The organism is Spongiibacter pelagi, from assembly GCF_014705705.1.
Lineage (GTDB): Bacteria > Pseudomonadota > Gammaproteobacteria > Pseudomonadales > Spongiibacteraceae > Spongiibacter > Spongiibacter pelagi.
In genome coordinates this window covers 195,338-210,138 of the sequence record NZ_JACXLD010000005.1, presented here as the reverse complement: position 1 = coordinate 210,138, position 14,801 = coordinate 195,338, and the positions used below count along the sequence as shown (strand labels likewise).

General features: G+C 51.3%; 11 protein-coding genes. 1 reads left to right on the top strand and 10 read right to left on the bottom strand.

Annotation, left to right across the window (positions count from 1 at the left end; all coding sequences use genetic code 11):
* Positions 1–8 precede the first annotated feature (8 nt).
* From IB286_RS10660 to IB286_RS10630, 7 genes are all read right to left on the bottom strand, one after another.
* Positions 9–1,091: an ELM1/GtrOC1 family putative glycosyltransferase gene (locus tag IB286_RS10660; RefSeq protein ID WP_190765334.1), complete on the bottom strand. Its 1,083-nt coding sequence runs from the start codon at positions 1,089–1,091 to the stop codon at positions 9–11.
* Positions 1,092–1,421: 330 nt separating this feature from the next.
* Complete coding sequence (locus IB286_RS10655) at positions 1,422–2,501, bottom strand: PepSY-associated TM helix domain-containing protein (RefSeq protein ID WP_190765332.1); 1,080 nt, start codon at positions 2,499–2,501, stop codon at positions 1,422–1,424.
* Positions 2,501–4,630 (bottom strand): TonB-dependent receptor, encoded by a 2,130-nt coding sequence (locus tag IB286_RS10650; protein ID WP_190765330.1) that lies wholly within the window; start codon positions 4,628–4,630, stop codon positions 2,501–2,503. The genes IB286_RS10655 and IB286_RS10650 overlap by 1 nt, the downstream gene beginning before the upstream one ends.
* Before the next feature lie 109 nt (positions 4,631–4,739).
* Positions 4,740–5,339, bottom strand: coding sequence for a DUF6134 family protein (locus IB286_RS10645; protein ID WP_190765328.1), 600 nt, complete (start codon positions 5,337–5,339; stop codon positions 4,740–4,742).
* A 98-nt stretch (positions 5,340–5,437) separates the two neighbouring features.
* A complete protein-coding gene (locus IB286_RS10640; protein ID WP_190765326.1) occupies positions 5,438–6,238 on the bottom strand; it encodes a DUF1295 domain-containing protein in 801 nt (266 codons plus the stop codon).
* Positions 6,235–6,768: a DUF2878 domain-containing protein gene (locus IB286_RS10635; RefSeq protein WP_190765324.1), complete on the bottom strand. Its 534-nt coding sequence runs from the start codon at positions 6,766–6,768 to the stop codon at positions 6,235–6,237. The genes IB286_RS10640 and IB286_RS10635 overlap by 4 nt, the downstream gene beginning before the upstream one ends.
* Positions 6,752–7,852: an SAM-dependent methyltransferase gene (locus tag IB286_RS10630; RefSeq protein ID WP_190765322.1), complete on the bottom strand. Its 1,101-nt coding sequence runs from the start codon at positions 7,850–7,852 to the stop codon at positions 6,752–6,754. The genes IB286_RS10635 and IB286_RS10630 overlap by 17 nt, the downstream gene beginning before the upstream one ends.
* 223 nt (positions 7,853–8,075) lie before the next feature.
* On the opposite strand from IB286_RS10630, the gene IB286_RS10625 reads away from it, so the two are divergent.
* On the top strand, positions 8,076–9,410 hold the full coding sequence (locus IB286_RS10625; RefSeq protein WP_190765320.1) for an MFS transporter: 1,335 nt from the start codon (positions 8,076–8,078) through the stop codon (positions 9,408–9,410).
* Between the two features lie 3 nt (positions 9,411–9,413).
* On the opposite strand, the gene IB286_RS10620 is transcribed toward IB286_RS10625, so the two are convergent.
* The 3 genes from IB286_RS10620 to IB286_RS10610 form a co-directional block, all read right to left on the bottom strand.
* Complete coding sequence (locus tag IB286_RS10620; protein WP_190765318.1) at positions 9,414–12,509, bottom strand: efflux RND transporter permease subunit; 3,096 nt, start codon at positions 12,507–12,509, stop codon at positions 9,414–9,416.
* Positions 12,502–13,635 carry an efflux RND transporter periplasmic adaptor subunit gene (locus tag IB286_RS10615; protein ID WP_190765316.1) on the bottom strand — a complete coding sequence of 378 codons (1,134 nt, stop codon included), beginning with the start codon at positions 13,633–13,635 and terminating at the stop codon, positions 12,502–12,504. Before IB286_RS10615 ends, IB286_RS10620 begins: the two co-directional genes overlap by 8 nt.
* Before the next feature lie 105 nt (positions 13,636–13,740).
* Positions 13,741–14,760 (bottom strand): AraC family transcriptional regulator, encoded by a 1,020-nt coding sequence (locus IB286_RS10610; protein ID WP_190765314.1) that lies wholly within the window; start codon positions 14,758–14,760, stop codon positions 13,741–13,743.
* Between the last annotated feature and the right edge of the window lie 41 nt (positions 14,761–14,801).

Here is a 14,801-nt window from a genome sequence, read left to right as displayed (position 1 = left end):
AATTTCTGTCACGCGTTTGCAAGCACGGGGCTTGATATCCCACCGGCCACACCTCCTCTCATCGGTGGCGCAATAACCCCCAGATCAATCAGGCGGTGAAATATAGAATCTAAATGGGAGTCATAGCTTTCTACGGGAACAACGTTTTCACCGCGATAATGAGCCATTGATGAAATTGGGAGTCTATTTATCAAACCCACATTTTCCATATGGCCAACCATCTTGGCATGGGTTGGAGTTGGGTTAGCACAGGCTGGTGACACGCTGATAACAGGCTTACCCATCGCAACAGATTCAGAGAGCATACTCATGCTGTCTTCGGTGCAGAACAGTTTTTCTGCGGCACCCAGATATGCATTTAAACTGGTACTGCTGTCATCGCCATACCAAATAGCAGACTGACAAAAGCTCTCACTACAAGCCTCTTTAAGTAGTTGCTGTCCAGCATTGGAGGTTCTGCGCGAGGTACTCACCAACCAGCGGATACCGTGCTGCACGCTGAGCTTTTCTAACGCGTTGCCCAGCGCAATCCAATCTTCTTGCGAATACTCGTAACCGCCGCCATCACCGCCCACAAACAAGGCCCAGAGTCTTTGATTTCCGGCCTGTGTTTTAATCGCGGCACCTTCCGCCTCGCAAACTGCTTTATCGGTTTTGCACAGCGCAATGCGGGTCGCCACAGAATTGCTTGGCAAGGAGTCATCACCAAAGGCGGTCACATGGGCGGCCACCAGCGCATTAGGCAAGCCGTAAAGTTTGCCGTTTACGATATTGGGAACTTTCCAGAGCTGTCGCAGCGAGAGGTTTAAGGCGACCACATCGCCGCCGAAGGAAATAATAAGATTAGGCGCGCGCTCGGGCAGGCCTTCCATCACATAGCAATTAAAAAAGAATCGGCGAATCCAGCCGGACTTTTTCGTTACTAACTTTCTGATAATTTTGTTGAGCAGTTTAAACCGAGGCTTGGCTCTGAGCAGGGTCACTTCACACTCGGCAGCCCAGTTTTTTTGGATCAATTTTGCCATGCCGACTGACTGAGTCTGGTGGCCGGGCTTGCCGTCGTGTAGAACCAAAATTCTAAACTTGTTCATAAGCTCAACCTATTTTCATCAAGACATAACAGGGATCAATAACAGACTGCTCACCGCCTTAGCGCGAGTGGGCGCTATGAACACTCCCGAGTTCTCAAGGCGAACAAGTATCTGCCGAGTTTGTAACAAAGGAATGACAGGTTTATTGCGCAATGATTGCAATAAGCCAAAACCCAGAAGACAGAAGCGAACAAAAGACATCGAAATGCCGCCAAACAGCTACAAAGTAATTTCTGATGTTAGCGGCTTAAAATGAGGGTTTTATTAAGAAGCACGCCGTGACGAGGCGCGCATGAGGATGTGATTCAATTTTGCTTAAAAAGACTGCCGTTAGTGGTGGGATTTTTTGCGGAATCCCTGGCGCTCACGTTTTATGTAGTACGCGGCTCCCGTCACCGTTAGCCAAAGCAATCCAATACCCGACAATAGAATAAGCACGCGGTAAATCGCGTTCATGCCAAATCCAGAATGCAGGGGATAAAGCTGATTTAACAGCCGCCGTCCAAGCGCGCTTTCATCGGAGCGTTCACTGACACGTAAAGTTCCGTTAACCGGGCTAACCCAGACGGTGGTTCGCCCATTGAGATGCCATTCACCGTTGAGCCGAAAACGCACTTTTAGTTCTGGTTCAGCATCAAGCCCGCTTACAGTCATATAGGTCGGCCAGGCATCGGGGATTTTGGCTTGCGCCACTAAAAGCTGCTGAGAAAGACGTGCTGGTTTTACACCCGCTATCGGAAACTCATAAACCTCCGGTGGCGGCATCAAACGAAATACCAGCCCCTGCCAAACCATAATGGCGCCGGTGAGCAGCACCACGATTAAGATGGGACTGACCAGCGCGCCACTATGCCGGTGGTATTGCAGCCACTGCGAGGGTCTTATTTCCTTCGGAAGTATAAAGCGCCAGCGAAAAGCCCTGCGGCCCGGCCACCACATGATTAAACCACTCACACAGAGAAACAGGGCGAAAATCACCGCCACCAAAAGCAGCGCCTCGCCAATCTCGCCTGATAACAAGTGAACATGCAGCTCCCAAAGCCACTTCATGGCGTCTAAAAACCAGAGTCGCTCGCTGTAGGGCTCAAGATTATCGAGGGCGATTAATTTCGTGTCCGACTTTGCGCGCACTGTCCAGTAAGGCTCAATTGAATTTGGGGCTTTCAGATTAAGCGCTTCACCGTCGCCGTATTTGGCCACCACGATTTCTAAATCACGCGCCATTTCAATGGCCGAGTAGCTTTCAGGTAGCGCCACCCCCGGCGCAATAACGGCAGTAATCAGTTCCTTCTGATAACTCAGCGCAATACCTGTTATCGAGGCGACAAACAGCACCACTAACGCGCTCAATCCCGCCCAGCGGTGCCAGCGCCACAATCCGGGGGCGCGTTTTTTTCTAGCTCCAGCCATTAAAAGTTCAACTGGTAAGCGATGCCAACGCTACGGCCAATGCCTTTGAAATTCCGCAGGTTGTTCGGACTGCTTTGCGAGTAGTAAGTGAAGTAATCCTTATTAGTCAGGTTCTGCACTGAAAAGCTCACCGAACCTTGGCCTACCGCCACATCAACGCTGGCATCTACCGTGGTATAGCCATTAAAACGATTCGTCACGGCGCCACTGCTGTCTTCCACTTTGCGATCACGAAGATGATTCACCTGCAGGCGAGACTTCACACCTTCGCTCCAATTGCGATCCCAGCTTACGTTGAGACGATCCGGAGAGATATTGGTACCACCCAAATCAGAATCCACTTTGCCGTCTTGGTCTGAGTCATAACGGCCTTCAGATTGAGCGTAACGCAGGCCCATCACATCTTGCTCAGTTGCCGCCCAAGTTGCCCTGAATTCCAAGCCATCTACTTCGGTTTTTTCACGCTTAACGGTGTACACACCATCGCTGCCACGCTGCAAACGCTGACCAAAATCAGAATCTGAAATGTAATAGCTCAGTTGCATATTCACGGTGCCGTTATCGTATTCAACACCCAGCTCCGTATTCTCGGTAAGAATCGGCTTGAGATCCAAAAAGCTCTCAACGCTCAAGTTCGGCTGATTAATACCGCGCAGCACTCGGCCAACATCCGGCATGGAAAACGCTTCCGCATTGTTAGCAAAAGCGCGCCAGGTATCTGTGAACTGATAAGTTGCGCCGATGTTATAGAGGGTTTCAGAAAACTCTGGCTTACCGCCTTCAACAAACTGGCTGCCGTAACTGGCCAATGTGGTGAAATCGCCAACTTCCAATTTCGACTCTTCGTAGCGAACACCTGTAGTCACGGTGAGATTCTCAACGCCGGTATATTCCGCCTGAACAAAAGGCGCAATATTGTTGTAGCGACTTTCAGGAACCCAGGTGCGCCCGGTTTGAATCAGTGCCTGCCAGGTTTCATCTTGCAGAACATCTAGCCCGTACACCAAAGACAAAGGCAAACCCGCAACACTGGCCTTAGACAAAGTAAATTTAGCGCCGGTTTTTTCAGAGTTATTCTGCGATTGGTCTAATAGATCGGGGCCGTAAGCCGGGTCTTGAAAAGTCGCCAGTGGGGTGCTTTCTGCGCCATAGGTGGCTTCAAAATCCTGACGAAATAATTGCGCGCTCAGGCTGTGACCTAAAAAGTCGCCGTGCTGGTAATTCAGGCTAAAGGTCGACACCTTATTGCGCGCACCTTCGCCGGGCAAATCACTGCGCACTGCGCCAGAGGCTTTGCCCGTTGCAACATCGCCAGCCACAGAGGCCCACTCATTATCACTTTCAACATTGAAGTGATTGAACATAAACTCAATGCGCTGCTCACCCCAGTTGTAGCCGCTCTTCAGAAACACATCGAATTCTTCAGCGGCCATGGTGTCGCCCTGAGTATTATCAATACCAATCAGTTCGCCATCGGCATCGTAGGCCATGCCATTCTTACGGTAACCAATACTCGCCAGCACATCGGCCTGATCAATCCGGTTAGAAATACTGTAATTCACGCCGTAATCTAGGCTTTCACTTACATCTTCAGATTGAAAACCCATATCTACCCGCAGCCGTTGCTCCAGCTCATCGCTGGGGCGCTTGGTGATCAGGTTGATAATGCCGCCGGAAGCGCCCAGACCGTGAATGGCGTTAGCGCCATGTAAAACCTCAACCCGCTCCAACATAAACGGCGAAATCGTGTGGCCGTCTCTGCCACCACTGCGCAACGGGTTAGATTGGGGAATGCCGTCAATCAGATAGAGCGGCTTGCGCCCGCGCATACTTTCACCGGCACTGGTCATTTTCTGGCGAGACGGGGCAAAGCTCGGGATTAGATTACCCAGCACCGTAGACAGGTCATTCTGAATGGCCAACTGACGCTCAAGATCGAGCTGATTAATGACGGTAACCGTATTGGGAATGGTGCTCAGCGGCTTTTCGATCCGGCTGGCGGTGACGATCACTTCCTCAGCGGCTTTTTCTGGTGCCTGTTCCGCTAACTCAGCAGCGACCGATGCCGAAGAGATCAATACAAAACTGGCTCCTACCAGCCAACTTGAAAGGCTTTGCTTAAACTGCATTATCAATCCTATAAATCTTTGCGCCGAAGGAGGCGCACATTATAGGTAATGATAATTATTGTCAATTGCGTTTAATTATCAATTCTTTTGTGCGTAACCTAGCCAGGGCTTACTCACCCGCCGCTTTTCCCTTGCCCTGCTCGAGGTATTTCAGTGTACGACCGCCCGGCGCAGCCGCCGATAAAGAAACCCAACGGCCCTGCTCAAATTGCAGGCTTACCGAAATATCATCACCTTCGATTAACAGATTTTCGCTGGTGCCCTGTTTACTTTTACTAATCGCCACGGTCTCAAGCTCTCCGTTTTGGCTGTTCATCAATACGCCATCTTGCAATAAATCTGGCGACCAATAGGCAAAACTTTTTAGGCAGTCTGGCGCCTGAACTCGATCTTTCTCAGTAACAATTTCAAGGCCATTGTCGGTTTGCCCAGAGCGCACCATGAAAGCCTCACCATTGTCATCGGTGTCACTGCTAATCGCCTGCAAGCAACCATTTACCCAGCGTTCTTTGCTGTAGTGCTGATAACGGTAAACGGTAAGGCCTAAAATTTTTACGCGATAGTTAGCGCTGGATTCCAATAAATAACCATCTTCTATCGGTGTGAATTCATAGTGATGCCAGCCGATGGCTTTGTCGTTCAAGAAGGCGCGAAAATAGGCATTTTCGGGTACAAATGATTTCGATTTTGATGGGCTAGCCTCTGCCATAGCCCCTGTAATAGTCTCTGCAAAGAGCTTAGAAGAAAGAACAGATAAACAAAGGCTGAGAAAACCCCATACAACGCAACATAAAAAACGCTTAGCAATCATGATTGACGCTGCATCGAGCGCGCCAAGCGCCGCAAATCAGGAAGCAATGCCGGCGTCGACAATTGATAGGCCTCATAACCGGGACGCCGCGACTCTATTCCCGCCTCGGCGCGAGTCACCCCGGAGAACTTCATCAAGAACCAGGTCATCGCCAAGGGCGGCAATACAACCCACCACTGGCCAGAAGGTATTGCCGCGAGGAAAAGTCCCCACCAAATTACTGACTCACCAAAATAATTGGGATGCCGTGAAAAGCGCCAGAGTCCCTTATCCATAAAGGCTTTTTGCGGATTTTTCTCGCGCTTATAGCTGGCGAGCTGCCAATCGGCAATCGTCTCGTAGATAGCACCGAAACTGATCATGACCAAGCCGAGTACAGAATAAATTCCTGCCGGGCCATCAACTGTATTCACCGCAAAGAAAACACTGCCCAATAACCACGCGATCACGCCCTGAAAGATAAAGATCATCGGCAAACTAATTAGCGCATAGCCAGAAGGGTATTTGTCGCGGATTTCAGCGTAACGTCGATCCTCTTCCTCATTCCAATTTCGCGCAAAAAGAAACAGAGATAAACGCAGCGCCCAAAAACTCAAGACAATAAAGATAAGAAGCTGGATCGGGGTTTGGCTGCTTTGAATAAAGGCAACGCTTGCGCCCAACCAGAGAAACAAGGGCCAGAAAATATCGACAATGGCGGCACTTTTTCGCCACACACTTAAAGCCCAGGCGAATACAGCAAGCGCAAGGATTACCGGAAGACACCATAAATACGCTGTTAGAAGGCTATCACTCATTGCACACTTTCCGCCTTTACTGTGTTTTCAAAAGGAAACCGCGCCAAGAACTGCAACAGTGGGAATAACACTGCCCAGCCCAAACCAAGAATAAGCAGGGAGGGCCAACCCAATAATAATTCCACCGCTCCTAGTTTTTGTCCGCCGTAAAATGCCGCCGGCCCGCCAATGGCACCTAGTAAAACTGCGACCATAAATTTACCGTGCATCCACGCCAGCGAGTAATTTAAAGTCAGGGCAAACAGGGGCCACATGGTGATAATCCATAAGGGAGCGATACCGCCGCCATCACCAGCATAAGCGACCACACCCGTGAGGTTTAATGTGCTCTCCCAAACTGCGCCCAGCACTAAAGCAAATCCCGCTAGCCGCAATTCTCGACCGCGTTCACTTTGCTCAACGACCCACAGATGAATGAGCAGAGCGGCCACGCAGCACAGCGCCGACAATAGCGACATGGCTGAGCTGGCCGACAAGGCCGCGCCCAGCCAGCCAATCTGGTAGATTAAAAAATTAATGAAGTTGGTCACTGGGTTTCTCTTGCGACGCTTGTGTCTGTGCAGCATCGCTGCGCTTTTCAAACAAGTAATGGCTCACCCACCACTCTTGCCCTTCGCGGTAACCAAATAATTCCTCAACCGAGATAAAGAAAATCCGCCAGCGATTCCACCACTGTAATTTGTTTTCTTCGCCGTAGGTGTCGGCCAGAATTGGCATTAACTGCGCACGGCTGGCATCCATATTCTCCAGCCATGCGGCGGCGGTTTTTTGGTAGTGACGCCCGTCCAAGCGCCACTGCTGTGCCAAGATCAAATCGCGTTGATGCCAGTGCGGCAAATCATCTGAGGGCATCATGCCGCCTGCAAAGAAGTAGCGGCTCATCCAGTCAGATGGCCCTTTATATTCAAAAAAGTAAGGGGCATTGCGGTGCACAAAAATATGTTTGAAGAATTTTCCGCCGGGCTTGAGCCAGCTATTAATTCGCCGGTAAAGCTCCGCGTGATTACGCATATGCTCAAACATTTCTACCGACACCACCCGGTCCACACTTTGCGATGGCAGCTCAAACACATTCATATCCGCGGTGATCACGGTCAGGTTGGTTAAGCCCCGCGACGCCGCCTGCTCGTCAATAAACTGCTTTTGGGTGGATGAATTACTCACTGCGGTAATCGTTGAATTTGGGTAGTGGGCGGCCATCCATAAACTCAACGAGCCCCAGCCGCAACCCAACTCAAGAATAGCCTGACCATCCTCTAACTGAGCGCGCTCACAAACTTGCGCCAAGGCCGCTTCGCTGGCCCCATCAAGACTTTTCTCGCCTGACTCCCAATAGCAGCAACTGTATTTAAGATGCTTGCCGAGAATATGTTGAAAAAATGAGGTTGGCAGTTCGTAATGTTGCTCATTGGCTTCTTGAGTGGAAATCGCAACATCCGATTCAGCGATCTGCTTTACGAAATTGGCCTTGTCGGTAATGACGCGCTCACAATCCGAAACCCCAATTTCCCGCAAGCGATCGCCCATTAAGTGGCGAATACCGCGCCGCAGAATCCCATCGGGCACCCAGCCCCGCTCCACCGCATTAAAAACGAAAGATGATCCTGCCTGCATGATGCTGCTCCGTGAGGTTTAGATTCCTCAATACGCCACGACTTCAGCCTTGGATCACGACACAGCTCAACTGATTTTGTGATTCTGGGTCAACTTTCGATCTATCAACCCAGAACTACCAACCCGGAACTATCAACCCGAGCTCAAGCTCGTTATCATGGCAACTAATCATCATAGGTGTTTATTTATTAAAACAACATTTATAAAAACAGAGAGCACTAACATGGCAGCTAGCCCCTCCACTGATTCCCAGGAGATTCTCCACCCCAACTCACTGACGCCCATGCAATGGCTGATTCTCACGCTGGGTATGTTGGCCAGTATGATCGAGGGCTTTGATATTGTGGTGATCGCCTACGCCTCACCCGCCATCAGCGCCGATTGGGGAATCCCCGCTGAGAAAATGGGCTTGGTATTAAGTGCCGGCGTGTTCGGTATGACCTTGGGCGCTATGTTTCTATCATGGATTGCCGACCGCTACGGCCGCCGTATTGCAGTGAGCGGCTCGCTGATTATGGCCGGGCTGATGACCAGTGCCATTATGCTGTGCAGCAATGCCGTGGAGCTGATGATACTGCGCGCTGTTGCCGGGCTAGCGCTGGGCCTGCTAGTGGCATCGCTAACACCCTTGATGGGCGAGTTCAGCCCCGCCAAGCACCGCGTATTAATTATTTCTATTATGGTGGCCGGTGCCTCACTCGGCGCAGTTATTGGCGGCATGCTTACCGGCGCCCTGATCGAATCGCTGGGCTGGAAACCTATTTTTCTTTACGCCGGTTTGCTTACAGTTGTGGTGGGCGTGTTAAGTCAGATTTTTGTTCCGGAATCGATCGCCTTTACCCTAAAACGGCATCCGGCAACGGCACTGGAAAAAGTGAATCGTATTTTGGGTTTTATCGGCCAGCCGCAAGTTAATGAGCTGCCGTTTGTGAGTCAAAGCGAAACCGAAGAAAAAGCCACCGTTAATTCCCTGCTCACGCCCAACCGCCGCAATACAACCCTGCTCACTTGGGCGGCATTTTTTACCGGCTTTGTGGTGGTGTATTTCATCAGCAGTTGGATGCCACAAGTATTGAGCAATGCGGGCCTGTCTCAGCAAAAGGCCATTCAAGGCACCGCCGCGATTCCGTTCGGCTCGATTATTGGCACCATGTTGATGGGGTATTTGGCGAAGAAAATTGCCCTAAATAAATTGATTGCCGGGGGCTTTGTGCTGGGCACGATTTGTATTTTTATTGTGGGCGGCATGACCAGCGTTATTAATAGCATCCCTTATTTTGCGATCTGGATAATGCTGTTTTTAATTGGCATAACGCTGATGGGCGCATTTTCCAATTTATACAATATTGCGCTGGCGGTTTACCCCGCGCAGATTCGCAGTACCGGGCTTGGCTGGGCGGCGGGACTAGGACGAGCAGGAGCGGTAATCAGCCCCTTGCTCGCCGGTGTACTCATGGGCTTCGGCTTATCGATTCCCGTGTTGTTTATTCTGTTCGCAATCCCCGCTTTAGCGGCCGCGTTATGCACTTGGAAAGTCAGCCCGCAAGAGATGCAATAAACGCTAGCCGTAGGATACCGATGCGGCTTTATCCGCATCGTGGCCGGGATCGACTTCCGAACCACTGTGCTCCCGCGCCACAACAAGATAGAGGCAAGGCAGCACAAACAGTGTAAATAGGGTGCCGATCACCATCCCCACAACCAAGACGATACCAATACTATTTCGCGCTTCCGCCCCCGCTCCGCTCACGAGCACTAGCGGGAAATGACCCAACACCGTTGCTGCTGTGGTCATTAAAACCGGGCGCAAACGCGTTTCGGCAGCCCCTTGAATTGCCCGCAATTTACTTAGGCCTTCCGACTGTAAGTGATTGGCAAACTCGACAATCAAAATCCCGTTTTTTGCGACTAAGCCGGTGAGGGTAATAAAGCCGATTTGGGAATAAATATTCACCGTGGTCCATTCCAAAAATGGAATCAATAGCGCCCCCGCCAAGGCCAAAGGCACTGAACCCAACAACACCACTAAGGGATCGCGAAAACTGTTGAACTGGATCGCCAGCACAAAATACACAAACAGTAAGGCGATGCCGAGAATACCCACCAGCGTACTGCCCTCTTTGCGAATCTGGCGCGACTCGCCGGCGTAATCAATGCTGTAACCCGCCGGCAATATCTCCGCTGCGGCCGCTTCTAAAATCGCCAGCCCCTGTTCTTTCGTCGTACCGGGTTGCACACCGCCCATAATGCGGAAGGCATTTTTCTGCTGGAATTTACCCAGTACCCGAGGAGCAACCGCATAATCCAGTTGCGCCACGGAGGCCAGCGGCACCAAATCACCACTGGGGGTGCGCAGCAGTAAATCCATTAAGGATTCTGGATCTGCTCGATCCTTGCCCTCAACCATCGGAATCACTTGATACGCCTTGCCGTTCATATCAAAACGATTGACGTAGTTCCCGGACAACAACACCCCAAGCTGCTGACTGACCGAGGCCAAATCCATGCCCAAATCAGCAATACGCTGACGATCTAACAAAAACCGCACTTCAGGCATATCGGTTTTCAGGTCGGTGTCGACAAACATAAAGCGGCCACTCTGGTAGGCCGCCCCAATCAATTGATCCGCATACTGCTTCATTGCCATGGGGTCATTGGAAGATTGCACCACCATTTCAACGTCGAACTGTCCCGCCGATGGCAACGCAGGAAACAGCATGGGGAAAACCCGCAAGCCGGTAATACTAGAGGCGTATTGAAAAACCTCGGGCAGCAATTCGTGAACGCTCTTGTCTCGCTGATCGATGCTATCGAAAATAATGCCGCCAAATCCCGCATTGGCCCGCACCACCTGCCAGGTGTATTTCACCCCCGGCGTTTGGTGCAGAATATCAATGGCATCGTGCATATAGTCCTCGGTGTATTCCAGCGAGGCGGTCGACGGCGCATCAATGATGATATTTATCGCACTTTGATCTTCAATTGGCGCCAGCTCTTTTTGCGAGAATAAATAGAACGGCACGATTAACAGGCTGATAAATACACCGATCACCAATATTTGCCAGCGCCATTCGAGCACCCGACTCAGCAAACGCCCATAGCGAATATGCAAATCATCAAAGCGGCGATTGACCCACTGGGTCATACCACTTTCACGGCCACCCTCGGCATTGGCGTAAGCGCTCATAATTGGCGACAGGGTTAAAGCCACCACACCGGAAATCAGCACGGCGACCGAGAGGGTAAAGGCGAATTCCTTAAATAAAACACCGGTTAAACCCGAGAGAAAACCAATCGGAGCATACACTGCCGCCAAGGTAATCGTCATGCCCACAATGGGCGAAAATAATTGCCGGGAAGAGGCCAGTGCCGCCTGAGTGCGCGTTTTACCTTCACGCATATAACGAGAGACGTTTTCCACCACAACAATGGCGTCATCCACCACCAAACCCACCGCCAATACAATGGCGAGAATGGTCAGTAGGTTCAGGGAAAAACCCATCATGGTAATGGCGGCCACCGCGCCCAATAGGGAAATAGGAATGGTCACCAGTGGCACAAGCGCAGTGCGGAAAGACCCCATCAGCGCCAACACCACCACCCCAACCAGAATAATAGTTTCGGCCAGTGTGGTGAAAATTTCGCGAATCGAATCGCGCATATATAAGGTGCCATCGTAAGCCGGACGTATTTCCATGCCGTCGGGCAGCTGATTATTTAACTGGTCCAGCAGTACATAAAGTTCATCGCCAATGGCAATTTCATTAGCGCCAGGCAGAGGCCACACCGAGATATAAACCGCATCTTGCTGGCTGTAGCGGGCAATGAGTTCGCCCTCTTCCTCACCCAACTCAACCCGCGCAATATCCTTCAAACGCAGCAGGGAGCCATCCGCAGATTTACGCAAAACCAAATTCTCAAAATCCGCCTGGGTCTGCATGGTGGTATTGGTAAGCAAGTTAATACGCTGATTGGCATTTTCGCTGTGACCAATTGTGGCAATAACGTTATTTGCATTCAGCGCCGCCCGCAGTTCTGGCGCACTGATATTAAAAGCCGCCATCGCATCGGGATCGAGCCATAAACGCATGGCCGGATTGCGACCGCCCTCAAGACCGATACGTTGCACGCCATTGATAGAGGCCATTTCTGGTGTGACAAAACGCTGTAGATAATCGGTGACGGCGGCGCGGCTGAAATTCTCAGTGACGACATCCAAATAGAATAAAGCGCCGGCGCGGTCGGCTCGTTGCACGGTTACTGCCGGATCTTCAGCGCCCGCAGGGAGTTCAAAACGAATCTGGCTGAGGCGCGAATTTAATTCCGCCAAGGCATCGGCGCTGTCTTCATTCAGTTTCAGCCAGACATTTACCGTACTCATCCCCGCCAAGGTCATGGAGTCTACGTAATCCACCCCCGGCACGGTTGAGGCAACCCGCTCTATCGGATCAGTAATAAAGCCCTGTACTGTTTTTGCCGAAGCGCCAACATAGGCAGTGCTAATAACCAGCGAGGAGCTTTCAATTTGCGGGTATTCCAGCACCGGAATTTCTTTGGCGGCCTTGAGGCCAGCAATCACCAGCACCAGTGAAATCACCAAGGCCAGCACCGGGCGGGTGACAAAAATATCGGTGAGTCCCGGTTTGGCATCACTCATCGCTTGCTTCCTCGACAGGGGCCGCAGCGCTAGCTCTCACTTCTACGGTGCCATCTGGGCGTGTTCCCACATAGGCCAACATACCGTGAGCCAGTTTAAAGGCACCGCTGGTGGCTATGAGCATTCCCGCCTGTAAACCCTCTGTAACGCTAACCCACTGAGCACTTTCAGCGCCGAGTTTTACACCCTGACGCTGGGCGCGATAAGCCTTGCCTTCTTTTTCCAAACGGAAAACATAACTACCAAGTGGATCGCGCTGCACCGCCGTGGTCGGCACACGCATACCCTCACGGCTTGCCACGGACACACTGACATTAACTACCGCATTTACAGGTAATACCGCACCGTCTTGCAATTCGGCTCGGTAGTGACGATTGCGGGACATTTCAGAAAGGCCGGGACTGCGCGCAATCACCTGCGCCGAAACCTGTTGCCGAGATTCACCGGCAGGTAATTCAATAACAACCGTTTCACCCAAAGCCACCTCACCCTGACTGAGCGGCAAATTAAAATCGACCCACAGTGCGCCGTGTTCGCCAACCAATTCCACAAGTTCGGTATTGGCATCCAGATATTCACCCACTTCCAAGTGATGTAAACCCACTACCGCATCAAACGGCGCGACCAGCGTTTTCTTGTCGATGATTGCCTTCAGTTCAGTCACCGAAGCGCGCGCAATATCAAACTCCGCCTGCGCTTGATCCACATCATCCTGACTCGCTGTGCGACTTTTCAGCAAACGCTGAGCACGCTTTAGTTTGAGTTCCGCTAGTTTAGCCCGCGCCGCAGCCGCCTCTAAGCGCGCACGGTCATCGCGAATATCCAATTGCAATAGCACTTGCCCTTTTTTTACCGACTGACCCGACACCATCGCTACCGACTCAATACGCCCGGCCAGCTCAGAGCGCAGCATCAATTGTTGTGGCGTAAGCACTTCGCCGATGGTATTTACGCGCTGCTCAACCGGCTCTAACTGCACGGTCATCGCCTGCACGGTTGCAGAGGGTTCAGGAAAGGATTGACCAAAGGCAATGGCCGCTTGAATATGCTGATATTTAACGCCCGCCAATACCAGTAGCACCACCACGCAGGCAGCAAGTGTGATTAACCAGCGACGAGTATTCATGCGCACTTCCTAAAAAGAGTCGGTGTAAAAATATAAGACGTGAAGGCGCAAAGACTACACCAGCAACGATGTCATTTGTATGTTTAGGAAGAGAAGAATTAACCGTCAGTCGGCGTTGGCGCGGCGCCAGCCACTGGGTGTCTGATTACTCCAGCGCTTAAAGGCGTGAGAAAAGCTGGCGGCATCATTGTAGCCCAGCAATTCGGAAATCATATCGAGGGAAAGGCGGCTCTGGCTGAGATAATCCTTGGCCAGATCATAGCGAATATCATCGAGAATAGTGCGATAGCTGGTGCCCTCTTCCGCCAAACGGCGGCGCAGGGTTCGCACAGAAATCGCCATTTGCTCGGCTACGGTTTCCACATCGGGAAAGCTATGGCCGGGCTTGGCCAGAATTTTCTGGCGGATAGCTTCAATAAAATCGCCCTGCTTGCTTAACCGCGACAGCATTAACTGGCATTGTTGATCAAACAACTGTGACGCCTGACTGTCGCGCATGGGCAGCGCTCGGTCGAGCAATTTCACATCAAAGCTCAGGCGTGTCTCATTTTCATTAAAGCGTACCGGACACGCAAAAAAATCTTCGTAGCGACGAGCATGATTGAAACCATTGTGAGTCAAACGCACCTCGGTTAAATCAATCGTCTGCCCCAAACATTCAGACAAGGCCGCCGCGCAGCAGGCCAAATCGCGGTCCACCAACATGGATTTAAGCTTGGCCGGTATCGGGAATTTATCGCGCAAAATCAGGCTGGCGGTGTCACCCGTGATTTCAAAGCGAAAATCACAAACGGTATAAGTCAGGTCAATATAACTTTCGATAATCGCCAGCGCATGGCGAAAAGTCGGCGCACTTAACAGGGCGTAGCCAACTAAACCATATATTGGCAGAGGGTAAGCCTCGGCTAATACCAAGCCCAAACAGGGGTCTTTTGACAGCGCCAACAAGTTCTCGTTAAAGCGCAGTTCCTGCTCCCAAGTGCAGGAAGCATCGTCGCGATCTAAATCGGTCTCGGTCAGCCCGGTTCCAACCAGACACAGCTCTGCCTCAAAACCCAGCCCACGCATGGCGTTCAAACTGGGGCGAAAACCCTTGATGTGATGGGCGGTAATTCCGGCTCGCATGGCTTATTTAAACTCGGGGACTGTTAGCATTATTTATATTC

Coding starts and splice junctions, on each gene's coding strand:
- IB286_RS10640 (WP_190765326.1), bottom strand. CDS start 6,238: ATGAGTGATAGCCTTCTAACAGCGTATTTATGGTGTCTTCCGGTAATC.
- IB286_RS10620 (WP_190765318.1), bottom strand. CDS start 12,509: ATGAGTGATGCCAAACCGGGACTCACCGATATTTTTGTCACCCGCCCG.
- IB286_RS10615 (WP_190765316.1), bottom strand. CDS start 13,635: ATGAATACTCGTCGCTGGTTAATCACACTTGCTGCCTGCGTGGTGGTG.
- IB286_RS10655 (WP_190765332.1), bottom strand. CDS start 2,501: ATGGCTGGAGCTAGAAAAAAACGCGCCCCCGGATTGTGGCGCTGGCAC.
- IB286_RS10645 (WP_190765328.1), bottom strand. CDS start 5,339: ATGGCAGAGGCTAGCCCATCAAAATCGAAATCATTTGTACCCGAAAAT.
- IB286_RS10630 (WP_190765322.1), bottom strand. CDS start 7,852: ATGCAGGCAGGATCATCTTTCGTTTTTAATGCGGTGGAGCGGGGCTGG.
- IB286_RS10625 (WP_190765320.1), top strand. CDS start 8,076: ATGGCAGCTAGCCCCTCCACTGATTCCCAGGAGATTCTCCACCCCAAC.
- IB286_RS10660 (WP_190765334.1), bottom strand. CDS start 1,091: ATGAACAAGTTTAGAATTTTGGTTCTACACGACGGCAAGCCCGGCCAC.
- IB286_RS10610 (WP_190765314.1), bottom strand. CDS start 14,760: ATGCGAGCCGGAATTACCGCCCATCACATCAAGGGTTTTCGCCCCAGT.
- IB286_RS10650 (WP_190765330.1), bottom strand. CDS start 4,630: ATGCAGTTTAAGCAAAGCCTTTCAAGTTGGCTGGTAGGAGCCAGTTTT.